The organism is Aerosakkonema sp. BLCC-F183 (genome assembly GCF_041929145.1).
Lineage (GTDB): Bacteria > Cyanobacteriota > Cyanobacteriia > Cyanobacteriales > Aerosakkonemataceae > Aerosakkonema.
The window spans coordinates 40,646-56,572 of record NZ_JBHFNU010000062.1 but is presented as its reverse complement, the minus strand read 5'-3'; the positions used below and the strand labels follow the sequence as shown (position 1 = coordinate 56,572).

At 42.2% G+C, this 15,927-nt stretch carries 15 protein-coding genes; 6 read left to right on the top strand and 9 right to left on the bottom strand.

Translation table 11 applies throughout. The features are described from left to right. Positions 1 to 109: 109 nt before the first annotated feature. The 3 genes from ACE1CD_RS18270 to ACE1CD_RS18260 all read right to left on the bottom strand — a co-directional run bounded on the left by ACE1CD_RS18270 (position 110) and on the right by ACE1CD_RS18260 (position 3,635). A complete protein-coding gene (locus ACE1CD_RS18270) occupies positions 110 to 1,180 on the bottom strand; it encodes a chemotaxis protein CheW (RefSeq protein ID WP_374825951.1) in 1,071 nt (356 codons plus the stop codon). Between the two features lie 357 nt (positions 1,181 to 1,537). Beyond that, positions 1,538 to 1,891, bottom strand: coding sequence for a hypothetical protein (locus ACE1CD_RS18265; protein ID WP_374798633.1), 354 nt, complete (start codon positions 1,889 to 1,891; stop codon positions 1,538 to 1,540). Positions 1,892 to 1,958: 67 nt separating this feature from the next. Then, the gene (locus tag ACE1CD_RS18260; protein ID WP_374825949.1) at positions 1,959 to 3,635 is read right to left on the bottom strand and encodes a CheR family methyltransferase; all 1,677 of its coding nucleotides are present in this window, start codon (positions 3,633 to 3,635) and stop codon (positions 1,959 to 1,961) included. A 311-nt stretch (positions 3,636 to 3,946) separates the two neighbouring features. Here ACE1CD_RS18260 and ACE1CD_RS18255 point away from each other — a divergent pair, with 311 nt between their 5' ends. Continuing rightward, on the top strand, positions 3,947 to 4,522 hold the full coding sequence (locus ACE1CD_RS18255; protein WP_374825947.1) for a Uma2 family endonuclease: 576 nt from the start codon (positions 3,947 to 3,949) through the stop codon (positions 4,520 to 4,522). Further along, the gene (locus tag ACE1CD_RS18250; RefSeq protein WP_374825945.1) at positions 4,512 to 5,114 is read left to right on the top strand and encodes a hypothetical protein; all 603 of its coding nucleotides are present in this window, start codon (positions 4,512 to 4,514) and stop codon (positions 5,112 to 5,114) included. The genes ACE1CD_RS18255 and ACE1CD_RS18250 overlap by 11 nt, the downstream gene beginning before the upstream one ends. Positions 5,115 to 5,288: 174 nt before the next feature. Here the strand turns inward: ACE1CD_RS18250 and ACE1CD_RS18245 are convergent, their stop codons facing one another. Continuing rightward, positions 5,289 to 6,458: a patatin-like phospholipase family protein gene (locus tag ACE1CD_RS18245; protein ID WP_374825943.1), complete on the bottom strand. Its 1,170-nt coding sequence runs from the start codon at positions 6,456 to 6,458 to the stop codon at positions 5,289 to 5,291. A 290-nt stretch (positions 6,459 to 6,748) separates the two neighbouring features. On the opposite strand from ACE1CD_RS18245, the gene ACE1CD_RS18240 reads away from it, so the two are divergent. Further along, entirely contained in the window at positions 6,749 to 6,835 is an 87-nt protein-coding gene (locus ACE1CD_RS18240) for an element excision factor XisH family protein (RefSeq protein ID WP_374825998.1), read from the top strand. Positions 6,836 to 6,903: 68 nt separating this feature from the next. Here ACE1CD_RS18240 and ACE1CD_RS18235 read toward each other — a convergent pair whose 3' ends face one another. The 3 genes from ACE1CD_RS18235 to ACE1CD_RS18225 form a co-directional block, all read right to left on the bottom strand. Then, entirely contained in the window at positions 6,904 to 7,842 is a 939-nt protein-coding gene (locus tag ACE1CD_RS18235; RefSeq protein ID WP_374825941.1) for an SRPBCC family protein, read from the bottom strand. A 244-nt stretch (positions 7,843 to 8,086) separates the two neighbouring features. Next, entirely contained in the window at positions 8,087 to 10,303 is a 2,217-nt protein-coding gene (locus tag ACE1CD_RS18230; protein ID WP_374825939.1) for a lipoxygenase family protein, read from the bottom strand. 98 nt (positions 10,304 to 10,401) lie between these two features. After that, entirely contained in the window at positions 10,402 to 10,587 is a 186-nt protein-coding gene (locus tag ACE1CD_RS18225) for an RNA polymerase sigma factor (protein ID WP_374825937.1), read from the bottom strand. An 822-nt stretch (positions 10,588 to 11,409) separates the two neighbouring features. Here ACE1CD_RS18225 and ACE1CD_RS18220 point away from each other — a divergent pair. Continuing rightward, positions 11,410 to 12,567 carry a response regulator gene (locus ACE1CD_RS18220; protein ID WP_374825935.1) on the top strand — a complete coding sequence of 386 codons (1,158 nt, stop codon included), beginning with the start codon at positions 11,410 to 11,412 and terminating at the stop codon, positions 12,565 to 12,567. 273 nt (positions 12,568 to 12,840) lie between these two features. Here the strand turns inward: ACE1CD_RS18220 and ACE1CD_RS18215 are convergent, their stop codons facing one another. Beyond that, the gene (locus ACE1CD_RS18215) at positions 12,841 to 12,987 is read right to left on the bottom strand and encodes a hypothetical protein (protein ID WP_374825933.1); all 147 of its coding nucleotides are present in this window, start codon (positions 12,985 to 12,987) and stop codon (positions 12,841 to 12,843) included. Between the two features lie 206 nt (positions 12,988 to 13,193). Here ACE1CD_RS18215 and ACE1CD_RS18210 point away from each other — a divergent pair, with 206 nt between their 5' ends. Both ACE1CD_RS18210 and ACE1CD_RS18205 read left to right on the top strand, forming a co-directional pair. After that, the gene (locus ACE1CD_RS18210) at positions 13,194 to 13,772 is read left to right on the top strand and encodes a DUF4126 domain-containing protein (protein ID WP_374796155.1); all 579 of its coding nucleotides are present in this window, start codon (positions 13,194 to 13,196) and stop codon (positions 13,770 to 13,772) included. A 139-nt stretch (positions 13,773 to 13,911) separates the two neighbouring features. Beyond that, positions 13,912 to 15,123, top strand: a complete 1,212-nt coding sequence (locus ACE1CD_RS18205) for a M20 family metallopeptidase (protein ID WP_374825931.1) — start codon at positions 13,912 to 13,914, stop codon at positions 15,121 to 15,123. 134 nt (positions 15,124 to 15,257) lie between these two features. On the opposite strand, the gene ACE1CD_RS18200 is transcribed toward ACE1CD_RS18205, so the two are convergent. Next, positions 15,258 to 15,902, bottom strand: a complete 645-nt coding sequence (locus tag ACE1CD_RS18200) for a hypothetical protein (RefSeq protein WP_374825929.1) — start codon at positions 15,900 to 15,902, stop codon at positions 15,258 to 15,260. Between the last annotated feature and the right edge of the window lie 25 nt (positions 15,903 to 15,927).

Sequence of the window (15,927 nt, the reverse complement as noted above, 5' to 3'; positions counted from 1 at the left end):
ATTTTTGTCTCCCTCAATTTACCCTTTGGTATTTATCTTTTACTTGGAGCTATAAATGTGAAGTATTTGTGAATATCACCAATTTAAATATGTAAAATTTTGTGTTTGTTTACACCTCTTCATTTACAATCAATTCACCTTTAGTAAAAATTTTTTGCAAATCTAAAATACTCATCATTTTTTCTCGGTACGGAGCTGTACCTTGTAGGTATTCGTTATTGATAGAATGGATTGCTGTCGGCACAGGTGAAAGTTGTGATGGGTGCAAATATGCGACATCAAACACTTCATCAACTATCACACCAGCGACGAAATCATCAACACAAATAACCATCACTTTAGTGACAATTTCTATGTTTAACATTGGCATATTCAACACGCCGCGAATATCAACTAACGTCACTATTTCGCCCCGCAAATTCATGTTTCCGATAATATGAGGCGGACAGCAGGGAACGGGTGTTACTTTCCGGCTCTCGGTAAATTCGCGTACCAATTTTAAATCCAGTCCAAAATATTCGCCATTCAAACCAACTACTGCCAGAGCTATTAATCCGGCGAAATCCTGTTTTTCAGTAGGTCGCATCAAATTTTCCGATCGTTCTCGGAAAATGGCTTTTTCTTCTGGTGTAGCGTGCGGACAGAATATGTAAGGTTGATGGCGATAATTTGTAGCTACTCTGTCTTCATCTCCATCTAATTCTACAGTTTTATGTACGGCTGAAGCTGCAAATAACTCGGAGTAGTGGAGCAAATTTTTAGTGTTTAACAACATTACTATATCTGCTGCTACTTTGGCAATACCGGAAACGAAATTGTGAGATTTGGCAGTAACTTCACGACTGTAGAAAAGCTCTTTTGAGATGTCCTCTGGGAGAATATTACAAACTTCATGGACTTGATTGACAATGATGCCAATCCGAAGTTTTTGCCACTCCAGGACGATCGCACTATCGCTCAGGTTATATTCTAGCTGCTTATATCCGAAGCGGAGATTGAGATCGACGATCGGCAGGATATCTCCACGCAGATTAACAACGCCAACAATGTCGGGGGGTGCTTCGGCGATCGGCTTCAATTCCGGCAAAGAAAAAATTTCCTGCACGCACTCAGCTTCCACACCGTAGAGCGCACCATTAAGGCTAAAGATCAAATAAGGTTTATCAACTATTGTTAACATAGTTTAACTTTTGCGCGAAAGGCAATTAGGAAGCGTATTCTCTTCCTATATTTAAGATTCCCTTATACCATCTAGGACTAACACTTTTTTGCTTTTCGCTAAAAATCTCAGTTAAAATAAATCATAGGTTGAATTTTCTTACTTCAACCCAACTTATGATGCCCCTAAATTTGGTTGCTAGAAAATTACGCTATAAAATACAGTGGGAGAGGACACAGGCAAAGGGCATTTTTAGGATTGGAGAAAGCAAGGCAGATCGGTGACTGATAAGTTACGACCGATCGACTGTATCTCCTCACTTTTTTAGGCTGATTTTTATCTTTCTGCTTTGAATGCTCTCGCTCTCCCTCTCCCTTCTCAAAGGTTATCCCTTTCTAGATCGTAAATTACTTTTTCCCAATACCAATCTTCCGAACGTCCGGGATTGTTGTCCCTCGCCTGCTGAAGCAAGCGTTCGGCTAACTCCCAATCTCCCTTGACAAGAACAAAAAGCCTTTGTCGCAGCTCCTCTCTAGGTCTGGAGGTATAATTTTGTTGCTGGCTAGACCACTCATTAAATTTCGCCTCACCGACTTGGATCATTTCATCTATTATAATTGGGGCTTGCTGTTCGATTTCTTGCAGAATTTGACCGCTTCTCTCAACAGTGAGCGTTACGCCACCAATCAAAAGGTAAAAAGCATTCTTAGCAAAGTTTTCTAATTCGTCCACAATCGTTAGTCCAAAAGTAAAGCTGTTTTTAGTTTACCTCAAACCGCACTCTTCTGAAAATAGGCTATTATGTAGGATCTCTTAAGACTTTATGCACATACGCAAGCAATTCACCAGCTGTTACCTCATCTTGTTGTGCGACTGTCGCTGATGGCGGTAAATCTTTGAGCAATTCTATAGCTGTAGCTAGCATTTTTCGTGCCCTGATAGCATTCCCTTCTCTCTTGTAAATTAAACCGAGTTCCAAATATGCGGAAATAGAAGATGGCAGTAGATAAATAATTCTTTTCAAATAAATTTTGGTTTTCTCAATGTCTCCTTTTTCTTCAGCAATATGTGCCAAAAGGTAATAAGGTATAACAGATAAAGGATCGAGTTCAGTTGCTCGATCGCAATAGTATATGGCTTTGTTATGTTCGCCTAAATTGGCATAAGCTTGAGCCAGTAAGTAATAAGCTCCAAAATTTGCTGGTTGCAACATAATTATTTGTTCTGCTTGTCTTATTGCTTCTGCATAAGCTTTTTTGTCAAATAGTTTTTCTGCCTTCATAAGGAGGTCATGTTCTTCTATTTTATGAGGATTCGATTGCATTTGTGAAGATGTCAGCCTCAAGATAGAATTCGGGATATCGGTAACAATGATTTCCGGCGACTTGGCCAAGGTTGTTGTATTATCGCTATTATAAATAGGTAATTGTGTTTGCTCTAAAAGCGATTTTTCGGTGTGGATGTTCGGTCTTGCCGATCGCCAACTCTTGCCTATGGTATTAGGCCGTTCCCAAACTATATCTTTGGGAGATTCCTGGCGATTAACTTCGGAAATAGTAGCTTTATATACTACCGATTTTGCGCTCTTAAAATTGACATTTTCTTTGCGTTGATATAATACCGATTCCGGCAAAACTTTCACTTGAAAGCAACCCAGATCTTGAGCGTAAAGTTCTGTATGTCCGGTGATGAGATAACCGTTAGGAACAAGCGTATCGTAAAACTTTTTTAAGACAACTGAAATAGCATTGTATTCAAAATATACGAAAACGTTTCGACACAGAATCAGATCCATACTGTGAATATCGGAATTGAGGCTGGGATAGTTATCTTTTACCAAATTGCCATAAGCAAACTTTACCATCGTACCAATACGTTTATCCACTTGCCATTCAGTTTTGCGTTGATGGAAATACCGCATTTGTAAATCGGTGTCTACCAGGCGAAAAGACCAAGGGCTATAAATTCCGGCTTTGGCTTTCTCAATTGCTTGTTGATTGAGATCGGTTCCCAAAATAAATATATTCCAATCATCCAAATCCGTCAGCAACTCCTGTAGAAGGATTGCTAAGGAATATGGTTCTTCACCGGTCGAACATCCGGCACTCCAAATACGCAGCGATCGCTTTTCACCTGCTTTGATGTTTGCAGCGTTGTTTTTGGCGGCAATTAATTCCGGTAGAATCATGTTTCTCAGCAGAGCAAACTGACCTTTATCGCGAAAAAAATAACTCTCTCCTGTTGTTAACAGATGTGTCAGTTCTCTCCATTCCCGTTGCGGTAGCGTATCCTCAACAGCATCGCTCTCCGTGTGACGCTGTAAAAGCTGATAATAATCCTCCAGTGTTGATAATCTGAGAAATTTGAGCCGCGTCCCTATTATTTTAGCTAAATTTTCCCGATCTTGCTCCCTAACGTGCAAACCTGTGTTGGTAGAAATCAGCTCGACAAAGCGCTGTATTAAAGCTTCATTCATCAAAATTGCCCTTTGCACGACACATAGTTATCTTTATATTTATAGCCGACCGAACGCCGTCTAGGGAAAAAAATACAGTTTTTTATCGGACTCTTGAGGATAATCTGTAGCGAAGTGGTGTAGCGCGGCAGAAATAACCCATCAGTCCTAATGGTAGGGTAACAGGGGAACAGGGGGAGAAAGGAGGGACTTTTCAGAGGTACTTGAAAGAAACGCTGCCTTGGGCGTACCAAAACAAGATATTGTGCTAGGTTTTTATCCTCCTTTCATATGATATAATATTCATTACTATTCAGGCTAGGTGTAAAGTTATGAGTGGTTTGACATTAAATTTAGACACCGTTCACCTCAGTGACGAACAGTTCTATCAGTTATGTCAAAATAACCGCGATTTGAACTTTGAACGTACTGGCAGAGGAGAATTAATTATTATGCCACCAGTAGGAGGCGATAGCGGAAATCGAGAAGCTGACCTGATTGCCGATTTAGTCATCTGGAATCGGCAAACAAACCTGGGTTATACTTTTAGTTCTTCCACAGTATTTAAGTTACCAAATGGTGCTGACCGTTCCCCAGATGCCGCTTGGATTAGGCGGGAAAGATACTTAGCATTAACCCCGGAACAAAGACGGAAATTTCCTCCCATTGCACCCGATTTTGCGATCGAATTAAGGTCAGCAACCGATGATTTAGAAATGTTGCGTGCCAAAATGCGAGAATATATGGATGCAGGGGTGCAATTGGGATGGTTGATTAACCCCCAACAGCAACAAGTAGAAATTTATCGCCAAGGTGAAGATGTAGAAGTGCGAAATCTTCCTACAGAATTATCGGGGGAAAATGTATTACCGGGATTTAGTTTGAATTTATCTGTTTATGCCTTATAGTAAATTTACTCTGAGTAAAGCTGTAGATGATTTTCAATTGACGATTGTAGAAGGCGATCGCTTTCTGCCAGAGATTTCCCCAGTCAATCCGACTACTTTGCTCAAAGATACCTTGAAAGAAACCCTACCTTGGGCAGTTGCAGTGGGTAGTGAAAAAGCGCGTTCTGAAGGTATTATCAATCCCGTCTTGTTAGAAGTTAAACGTCAGCTTCATGGACAAATTAGCGTCTTTTCCGGTGAAGAGTTCAACGTGCAGCCAGAGGTTGATTTGACGGGGTATGTCGATTTTCTGATTAGTCGCTCTCCAGAGCAATTGTATATTAAAGCACCTGCGGTGGTTTTGGTGGAAGCGAAGAAAGAAGACTTGAAACCAGCACTGGGACAATGTTTAGCGGAAATGGTGGCAGCGCAACGCTTTAATCAACAGAAGCAGCAGCCGATTTCCACAATTTACGGAACAGTGACGAGCGGTACGGTTTGGCGGTTTCTCAAACTGGAAGGGCAAATTGTGACGATTGACTTGAATGATTATCCGCTACCACCAGTTGAGCAAATTTTGGGCTTTCTGGTTTGGATGGTGCAGAATGGCTGATGTAGTTAAGGAAGCTCGCCGTAGGTTGGGTAGAACTAAAGTGAAACCCAACAAATCAAATTCAACAATGGGAACAGATTATGTCAAGTAAAAAATAGAACATATAGTTCTATTTTACTTTGTGTAAAAGCTTGCGCCTATACGTAAACCCAACCTAAAAGATGGCGATCGCAGTTAATGACACTCGATAAAATTTTGAATTGCATCTCGAACTGGAACATTATTTCCTTTGTTCGGATAATTGATTATTTTTCCGCAATCAAGATAACATTTGGCAGCCTCTATCAGATCTCCACAATTTTCAGGATTGTCAATTTCTTCGCTGATTGCTTTCTTCTCTTTCCCAGCCGTCTTGTCGAAAATGTATTGGTTATAAGGTTCTTTTAGCAATTTAGGCAGCTTACCTGGTTCTCGTTTTGATTCAAACCGCTTGTTGAGATCGAAATCCAAACGCAGATAATTTTGATTGCATATTCCCATAAAGATACGACGAGAAATGTACTCAGAATTTTCCGCAGAAGGATTTAGGAAAATATTTGGGATATTCATTACCCACTCCAGAGATCCCCAATTTTTGATCTCATTGTAGGTATAAGGACGAGTTGTTTGACCCGTTCCAATCGAAAGAACTGCAATTTGTTCTATTTTCGGATTGGTTTTGTCCTCTATCGTCATAGATAAAGCATGGGCGATCGCAGCCAACTCTGGGTTATTAGCAGCTACTCCACCATCGATGTGAGGAAGAAAGTCATCGAAATAGGGGAGTTGGTAAGGTGGGAAAAACGTTGGTGCTGAAGCCGAGGCAGTACATATTTTCCAGAGGTCGGTCTGATAGTACCATTCTTTCGGGTCATCATTGGCAAACCAGGTTGTGTTTCGGGATAAAACGTCATAAGCAAGAATCAACAGTTGGGATGTGGAGTGCTGCTTAATCTCTGCCATTGTGGGAGATTTACCCAACTTTTTGCCGACAGGAGAGTCACATAATGCTTTTTCTAAGACTTTAGCCAATCCCTGCTCTCCGCGTGCGTGGGGATATAACACATGACTTCCGAAAAATTGACCTAAGATTCTCCATTTGCGCTGACGACGTACCGAATCTAGGAAGATATTTTTTCCCTCTTTCAGGTAGAGCTCGATCATTTGCTGGGCATTCATCTGACAGGCAATCCCTGCCGCCAAAATTGAGCCAGTAGAAGTGCCGGCAACCAAGTCGAAATATTCATGGAGTTCCTGTCCCTTCTTTTCTTTTAGTATCGTTTCTACTTCCTTGAGAAGTGTTGCAGATAAAACTCCACGGATACCACCGCCATCTAGGCTAAGAATTTTGAATGTATTCTCCATAGTCCTCTCTGAAGTGTCGGTTTTTAAGTTAACATCTTTTCTAGCTCTTCTTTAAGACGCTTGCCGGGGTCAATATCTGAATTTTTCGAGTTAAAGCGGTTTTTTTCCTAACTCGATGCCTTTTATAAAACCGACCTCAAGCGCGAGAACCCTTTCGTGTCCTCAAGTTCAAACGCTACCGCGATACACCTTCAAGGGGGCGATCTGCTGGAAGCAGCAGCGCTAGCGCGATCGCTCTGACAGCTTGGTATGATAGATTTGAATTCCACCTCTAGATCGAATCGTCTGTTGTGGCTAAGGATCGTTTTCATCAAGTTGTTAAGACGGCTCTTGAATCGGATGGGTGGAATGTTACTCACGATCGGCTTCTTTCTTAAAGGAGGTGGTGTAGATATGGAAATTGAAGTATCATCTCGCATTGATGCAACGCCTACTTCCCAATAAACTAACTAGAAATAGAGCGGGAATCAAATTGTTTTTGTAACCAATCAAAACGCTCTTTGAAGCTTTTATCCATCCCTGCCTTAACTTGTTGAGTATCTAGCCCTTCTTTGGGAAGATAAACATTGTTGTACTGTACGTTGGTGGATTGATAATCAATGGCGGAAAGCTTAATTCTCCCTTGATATAGGATGACAGGCATGATACTTTTAGTGACTTCATAAACTAAAGTTTTCTCAGCATCATCGGCATAGATTAAATTTTCTTCAATAATTTGATTCTGGGGAAAAATAATTCGTCTTCCTCCTCCTGGAAGCATTCTGACATCTAGAGAGTGCTGTACCCAAGATACATCTTCCCAAGTACCGATGATTGCCCATAACTTTTCGGCTGGACAATATATATCAACCTCGAAAGAGCTACGTAAACCGTCTCGTTGCAGGATAAAATTATTGATTTCATTAACCCGTTGATATTCGGGGAGATTTGCGAGTAACTGTAGATTTTTTGCTCGCTCCTCCGCATTGTTTCCCTGTACGGAAAAATCAAGGGTGAGCGTTACTTCTGAGCCTTCACCAACGTCACTTATCGGGTAAACTCTGATCGTAAGTTCATAGAAACTAAAAATAGAATTTGCTTCAGGAAGTTTGATTTTCCAAATTCGTTTCTGCGGATCGTAAATAATTAATGTCTCGCGGGTAATCGAGTTTTCATACTCGAACCGTATCGTCGCGCCCACGCCATTAGCTGGCTGGTTATCTCCCGTCTCTAAGATGACATCCGGGTGACCGCTCAAAGCTTGTTGAAGGGTTAAATAGTCGTCAAATGCCGACCAAAATTTATCGGGAGATAACGGGGTAAATTTATCGGCAGTAAGCGAGAGACGCTTGCCCGCAATTAAATTCTCAAATTGTATTGATGAAAAACTAAAACTAAAAGGCATTGTTACTGTCTCCTAAAATTTCCTAAAATCACCAAATAAAAGATAATAGTTATACCATTTAAAAAAATAGCGATAAACTGGCTTGATGCTGATAAATAGGAATCAATGCTTGTGGAGCAATCCTCTCTATTATGAGGTTTGATAAATGGTATTAACTATCAGCTATGACTGATTTCAAAAGTTCCCAGAAAAGTTTCGAGAACTTTTAAACGGTGGTAGAGTTTAACTTCTTCCCCGCTAACGATTAAATGTCAATACTGGGGGGAAGATTTTCAGGATCTAAATAAGGGTAGGGAAGTTTACCCGCATCTTTAAGTTTCATATTGCGAACTTTGATGTCCGCCGAAAGCGCGGCGAAGCGAAGATTCGCCCGGTCTTGTACTTTAGGGAATCTCTTTGCCAAAGGTGCGATCGCTAAAGGACCCGCGAAACGTTGACGGGAAGGTTCCGTCAGTAAATAGGCAGAGGTAAGCTGGAACAAAATGCGATCGAGCGTGTGCGGTAAGGCGGCTTTTACATACTCGTCCGAAATCTCTTTTTCCCCTTCCGGCATCGGCTTTAACATGGCGATCGGATAGTTAGGAATATACGATCCATAGTCGAACTGGGCAAAATTGAGTATGGCGTGTCCGGCACTCGTTTTCCAGATAATATTTTGCAGAACACCGGCTAATTGCTGTTTGCTGGTAATGGTTTCCGGGAATGAAGCAATGTCTGCCTTGTTTGGATCTCTCATTTCCGCGATCCATCCTTTCACCACCGCATCATTCGCCACTTCGTCATCGGTGGCATAAGCAGCATTCACGAAGTCGGTCGTGTATTCGCCAAAAATATCCCACAGCTTGAAACCATCCTCGCGATAGTAATAATCTTGAATACCATCGGATTGTTCGCGGTCAAATCCGCGTTCGGCCAGCTGTCGGGGGAAACTCGATGTCTCGAAATCCCATTTTAGCCACGCGTTGAGCATGATTTCTAAACCTTGCGCGGTTCCGGTGGAAAAGGTTTTATCGGTAAAGGGCATCACATTGGAAACCAAGGTATGCCGCGCCACGTAGTTGATACCGATCGTATCTTTGAAATGAGGGGCGAGAAGATCTTTAATGGGATGGTCTATACCCGATGGGAAAGCGTTGTGAAAAGCAACGCAAAAAGGTTCGACAGCGAGATGCCCAAATCCGAGATGCCAGATAAATTGCATAACTTGGTTATCGGCACTCTTCATGTGCAATTTCGCTAGCATCCAGCGATTTTTAGGAGACTGTGGTGTATAGACGGGAAGGGTATCATTTAATCGGATACCGACCATATCCAAGAATGCTTCTCCGCCTTCCCAGTCTTGCACGATTAGCGCGGTACCGGGATACGTCTGCATATCTAGATAGGGCTTAACATTTTTTAGCTCAGGAAGATCGACTATCAACAGGCATTTTTCCCGTATTAAATCCATGAGCGAGCTATCTTTATACATCAGACCACGCATATTTTCGGGAACTTCCTCAATCGCTTTGACCACCTTGATGACCATCGGATTCAATCCGTTTAAAAAATGACGGGCGTATTCTCGATCCTTAAACCAATTCTCGACAATATGTTCCGTTTTTCCGATATATCCACCTTGTACGGCCTCGTAAATATCCCCCGATTGAGCCAAACGCTTCTTTATCCCAATTTCCGTGTAGATAACCTCATTGAGCCGTTTAAAAAACATACCGCTTCTTTCGGGATCTAACGCTTCCGATCCGGGGAGTCCCTTGACAGCACGAGGAAGTTTGGTCAAATCGATACCCGCCGAGACCCCCGGTATGTTTTGATATTTCTGATACTCCCAGATTTCTGGCCGATCTCTTACAACATCATCAAGTATCTGCGTGGCAATCTTTTTAAATTTATCCATCAATTCGAGCGCTCTTTGCTGGCTCTCTGCTTCGATATTTTGAGGTAAGTTCATAGTGTCAGATTCTCCTCTTTGATTAAACGCTTTATTCAAATACTGAATTGCGCCAGTGTATGCCTTGTGTTGCATCGTCATCAGCGCTTGTTTTACATTAAATGGGGAGGCATCGGTGTAGGAATACCACCGGACTTTTGTAAAATTTTCTTGGCGAGTTATCGGATCGATTAATGAGCTAAACTCTACAAAAGTAGATACAGCTTTCAAACCTGGAATTGGGGGTTTTACTTGTACGAAGTCATATCGTTCCGAGAACTTTTCATCATCCCTCGCTACAAGCAATTCATCAAATGTCGTATTTTGAGCAATGAGTTTGAACCGTCTGATACAACCTACTCGATCATTTCCAGGGGGCAAAATCTCCATCGTTTCGTAGATTTTCCACCATTCTAGGTTCTGTTTTCCAAACGGTCTAAACAACCCCCAAACTTGATGTAGCGGTGCTTCTACAATGCCAAACACCTCAACATCAGGCTTTCGGTCAAAAAAGGCAGCTTCGCTAGACATTGTGATTCAATCCATTTTTTCTTACTTTCAATAAAATTGCACAGCCTAACTATTTGACTTTAGACAAAAGTGGTCAGCCAAGCTTTAAAATTAGCAATTTACCCCGCATACTTTTGCGCCTTATCCCAAGCTTTCAGCATTGCCCGACTGAGCGCATCTTCCGCATCTGTTGGGTTTCCACCCATCCACTTAATGCAGCAACGATAAAGATAATCTCGATACTGTTGCCATTGCTGCCAAAAAATTGACATTATATCTAAGGCGAGATAGCTCTGATGTGACATGGTAGATGCTTGAAAATCTAGTTTTATGCCTATTAGTGTCCGGCCAAGAATTGTACTTAAAAGCAATCTGCGTTTGATAAGCACGATCGCTTTAGCTCTTTGGTGTCTCTATCATGATTCGTCTCCCCTACCCCTGTCAGTCGGAAAAGTCGGATCTGTAAAGTCAGATAAGTCGGATCGTTGCCTCCCTTGGCAAATGCAAATCACGCGCTCAAACACAACCGTAATTATACTGATATAAGTAATAAACTACCGCTTCTTAAACTTGCCTAGATTTACTGTTTTAATTTCAGAAGCGGGATTAGGCAAGCCGCAGCTTAGACCTGAGAAAGCAGAACCTTGCTTATCTTGGCGATTCTGCCGTACTTATGAACATAAGTAAAAATTATTCAATTCCCAAATGCCCCCACACATACGGGAGAGCCATCTTGGTGTTAAGGCTGTCAAATTATCAACTTAAGGAACTCTCTTCGCAAGATAAGAGAACTTTTATCAAGTTAAGCAAGTTTGCCGCGATCGACGAGAAAACATGAAAAAGCCCAAAACATAAGCTAATCGGGCGTTTAATTCCTTAATAACCACGAATTTTAACTTGAGATCTTAAATTGCAAAACTTGAGTGGTGCAATCCGGTTAGGTAGTGGAAACTGAATACAGTGTTTTTACTGAGCTATTGCAGGTAAGCATCCATAAAGTTTACTTGCTGGCTGGGAGCAGGGTGCGATCGCGCAACTGATGAACTTCAACGATGCCAGCCTATTGATAACAAATTGAGTTGATTGACAATATGCAAATACTCTGCAAAAAAAATACTAAGTCAACCATGACAAGCGAAGAAGCACTGCAACTTATAGAAGCTACCCTAAAATCCAAAACAGGGAAACAACTCACTCTCCCAGAAAAAAAAATTCTCAAAGCTGCTTGGGACAACGAAACTTACACCACAGTTGCCGAAAGCTTATATCTCAGCATCGGTTATATTAAAGATTTGGCCTCCCTGTTATGGCAGCGCCTTTCAGACGTTTTCAGGGAAAAAATCACCAAAAATAACCTTCGGTTGGTAATAGAAACGCTTTCGACCACACCCCGTTCCCTGGAAGAAGAAATAGCCGAAAACCACACTGATGAAAGTTCTGACTCCAAAGGCAATATCTTAATTGTTGACGACCTCACCGAAAACCTGCGTTTTTTAACATACGTATTAACCAAACGCGGTTATAAAGTTCGCAGTGTCGCCAACGGTCAGATGGCATTAAGATCGATCGGCAATAACCCACCAGATATCATTTTACTGGATATAAAAATGCCAGAAATGGATGGATATAAAGTTTGCCAAGCCCTAAAAGCCGATGAAGCTACCTCAGAAATTCCGATAATTTTCTTAAGTGCGCTAGACGAAGTTATCGATAAAGTAAAAGCTTTTAAAATCGGCGGAGTTGATTATATCATCAAACCTTTCCAACCAGAAGAAGTTATAGCCAGGATTCAAAATCAACTGACTATCCAAGAACAAAAACGCGAGTTGAGAGAACAAATTCAACAACATCAACAAACCGTAGAAATTCTCTACCAATCTCGCGCTTTACTTGCCAGGTTATTAAATAGTTCTCAAGATGGTATTGCCGCTTGGGAAGCGGTAAGAGATCCGATAACTGAAGAAATTAAAGATTTTCGGTGTTTGGTGGTGAATCCCGTCTTTGCTAAGTTATTTGGTCAACAACGAGCAGATCTCATGGAGAAGTATACCCTGAAAAAATTGCTCAATCAACTTACTCCCACCCTGTTTGATTCACTTGTAAAAGTAGTTGAGACGCGAGAAGCGAGCGAGCGAGAATTTTATTGGAAAAAGGATAACCTTCAGATATGGTATCGCTTGATGGCTGTAAAATTTGGAGATGGTTGTTTGATTACCGTTCACGATATCACAAATTTTAAATTACTTGAATATCAGATTAATATGGAAGCGCAGTTGCTAGAATAACCCAATTTGGGCTCTGGGGTTGTTGTGGCGATCGTCAAAACTTTAGGACTTACGCAAAACATCTAAATGTAGTGTCAATTCATGAATTGACACTACTAAATATAGTGTTTTTTCAAACTGGCTGCGTAAGTCCCGAACTTATGAACATGATAGAGATGAGAATGCCTCGAAAATTATAGAAATGGTCGGCACGGGGCATCGGCACGACCTTAAATGTACGTCGAGGGACGGTAAGACTACGAAAGGTAGCACGACCCAATGAAGCGTAAAGAATCACCGCTCATGAAAGGACGGTGAGTATGTCAACCCCAATACATTTTCCGACAATTGTACTCCATAGTGGTTGTTACCGGGCGCACCCCTTCCAGGTTCCGCTTCTCTGGGATCTTCTGGCAATACAGGATTTTGCCGATCAGTCATAGGTGATATCCTCTTTATTACTGCTAAAGGTTTTAGCAATTTAGTATTAATTTTTACTCTTTCGTTGGGATTAAATTAATAGGTACAGACTCGTAATTACTCTTTACTCAGTACTCAGTAATCGATCTAACTATGTCGGCGGTTGGATGTAGAGCGACCTGGCAATTAGGCAAGGTTAAGAATAGGGGGTAAAGGTAAAAAAGCGTATGGATATTTTGTTAGGAATTTGCATTGGCATTAGTTTGAGTGCAGCGTGCGGATTTCGCGTATTTGTACCGCCTTTGGTGATGAGTATGGCCGCACTTTCCGGGCATTTGACCCTATCCCCAGGCTTTGAGTGGATTGGCACTTATGAGGCGCTGACAGCGTTTGCGATCGCCACTGGAATCGAAGTTTTGGGATATTATATTCCCTGGGTAGATCACGTATTGGATTTGCTGGCTACACCGATTGCGATCGCCACTGGCACTACTATCACCGCCTCTTTCTTTTCTCATGTAGATCCGTTGCTACAATGGACTGTTGCGATAATCGCAGGCGGTGGTTCGGCGGGAATTGTGGAAGTGTTAACAAATATTACCCGCTTTGTTTCAACGGGAACGACTGGGGGAGTTGCCAATCCATTGTTGGCAACAGTTGAGTTGGCAACTTCGATTATTTTGTCAGTTTTGGGGATAATTTTACCGATTTTTACAGTTGTTTTGTTGGCAGCTTTCGGGGTGTTTGGAGGAGCGAAATTGTGGCAGATATTGGGGAGAAGTGTGCCAACAGCGCCGACAGACTAAAGTCTGTGGCTAGACAAACTCTCGCCCGCCTACGCAGACGAGAGTTTGTGCGGTTGCAATTTTAATTAGTTGAGGAAAGAATAATTTGAGCGCAAAAATCTAGTATCCTTGAAGCGATCGCACCTGTCAAGCTCGAACAATGATTTCCACTTACCTGAGTTCTCCTTCCGTAGACTTATCCCGCATCCGGTTAGAAATTCGCGGATTGCAAAATAGCCTTGTAGAATGGCGCAGAAACCTCCATCAACGCCCCGAACTCGGTTTCCGGGAGAAGTTGACTTCTGAATTTGTTGCTAAGAAGCTACAGGAATGGGGAATCGATCGCCAAACTGGAGTCGCCCAAACAGGTATTGTGGCGACAATTGCGGGGCGTCAACCCGGGCCGGTGCTGGCAATTCGGGCAGATATGGATGCTTTGCCAATTCAGGAAGAGAACGATGTACCCTACAAATCCCAGCACGATGGGGTCATGCACGCCTGCGGTCACGACGGACATACGGCGATCGCACTGGGAACAGCTTATTATCTTTCTCAACATCGCGATGACTTCGCCGGTACTGTAAAAATTATCTTCCAACCCGCAGAAGAAGGGCCGGGGGGCGCAAAACCGATGATCGAAGCGGGAGTATTGACAAATCCAGATGTTAATGCTATAATTGGCCTTCACTTGTGGAACCAGTTAGCTGTCGGTACGGTGGGCGTTCGCAGTGGCGCGTTGATGGCGGCGACGGAAGGTTTTCGATGTACGATTATGGGTAAAGGCGGACATGGTGCGATACCGCATCAGACGATCGATTCGATCGTTGTCGCCAGCCAAATCGTGAATGCGTTGCAGACGATCGTATCGCGCAATGTCGATCCGATCGAGTCGGCGGTAGTAACAGTGGGAGAATTTCATGCCGGAACTGCAATTAACGTGATAGCAGATACGGCGAGAATAGGTGGTACGGTACGATATTTTAACCCAACTTTGGGAGAGTTTTTACCAAAACGAATCGAACAAATTATTGCCGGAGTTTGCCAAAGTCACGGTGCGAAGTACGATTTTGGTTATTGGCGGCAATATCCAGCTACGATTAACGATCCTCGAATGGCTGAGTTAGTGCGATCGGTCGCCTTAGAGGTAGTAGAAACACCTTTGGGTGTGGTGCCAAATTGTCAAACAATGGGTGCGGAAGATATGTCATTCTTTCTGCAAGCAGTACCGGGTTGTTATTTCTTTTTAGGTTCTGCCAATCCCAATCTGAATTTAGCTTATCCGCATCATCATCCCCGCTTTGATTTTGATGAAACAGCATTGGCGATGGGAGTGGAAATATTTGTCGGTTGTGTGGAAAAGTTTTGCCGTTAGGGTGAGAAACCGGGTTTGTTTTGAATTGGCAATAAACCCGGTTTTTTTAATAAACCGGGTTTCAGCGTAAAATATCCATTTTTTATAAGTGATGATTTGCATGAATGAAAAGTACACTATCTATCAAGCCATTTCTATAGCAACTGACCTCTAAAATCTTTATTTTTCATAATACTAAAGCACTCATCAAATTTATGAACTAATTCCTTAGACTCTACAAATCCGATTTCTCGCGCCCAACTTTCAATACAAAACAGAAACCCCTCAAGATCTCTTTTTACAAGTCTCAGTAATTCCTCAAAGTGAGTACGTGAAATATCAATGTAAAAGGCATCGTTGACTTGCATTATGCCACCATCTGACCAAACACGAACTACATCACCCGTTATCTCAATCCACGGACTCGGATCGTGTCCCAACCAAGGCGACGTACCTGTTTTCAATACATCTATCCATTCGCGCCAGCTTTCAAGTCCACAACAACAGCTTGGGGAAATAGTACCCCGCTTCTGGCAGACAACCTGTATTCCACCTGGTAAAACTAAACTCTTCGCTTTCAGGATTTGCCTCAAAACAGTTTGTCTGTCCGCTGTTAGTTCTATTCGGTTGTATTGAGCCAGTTGTGCAAAGACTAACCCAATTTGAGGATAGCCCATTTCTGCACATAAACGGATCTTTGAAAAGGGTATAAATTCTGGAGTTTCCCAAGGGCAAAGAAAGTCACCCTCATAATAAGGTACTTCTATGACAGCTTGCATTTGAATCGATGAGATCATCAACGCTTTCTACTGTTTTACATAATTT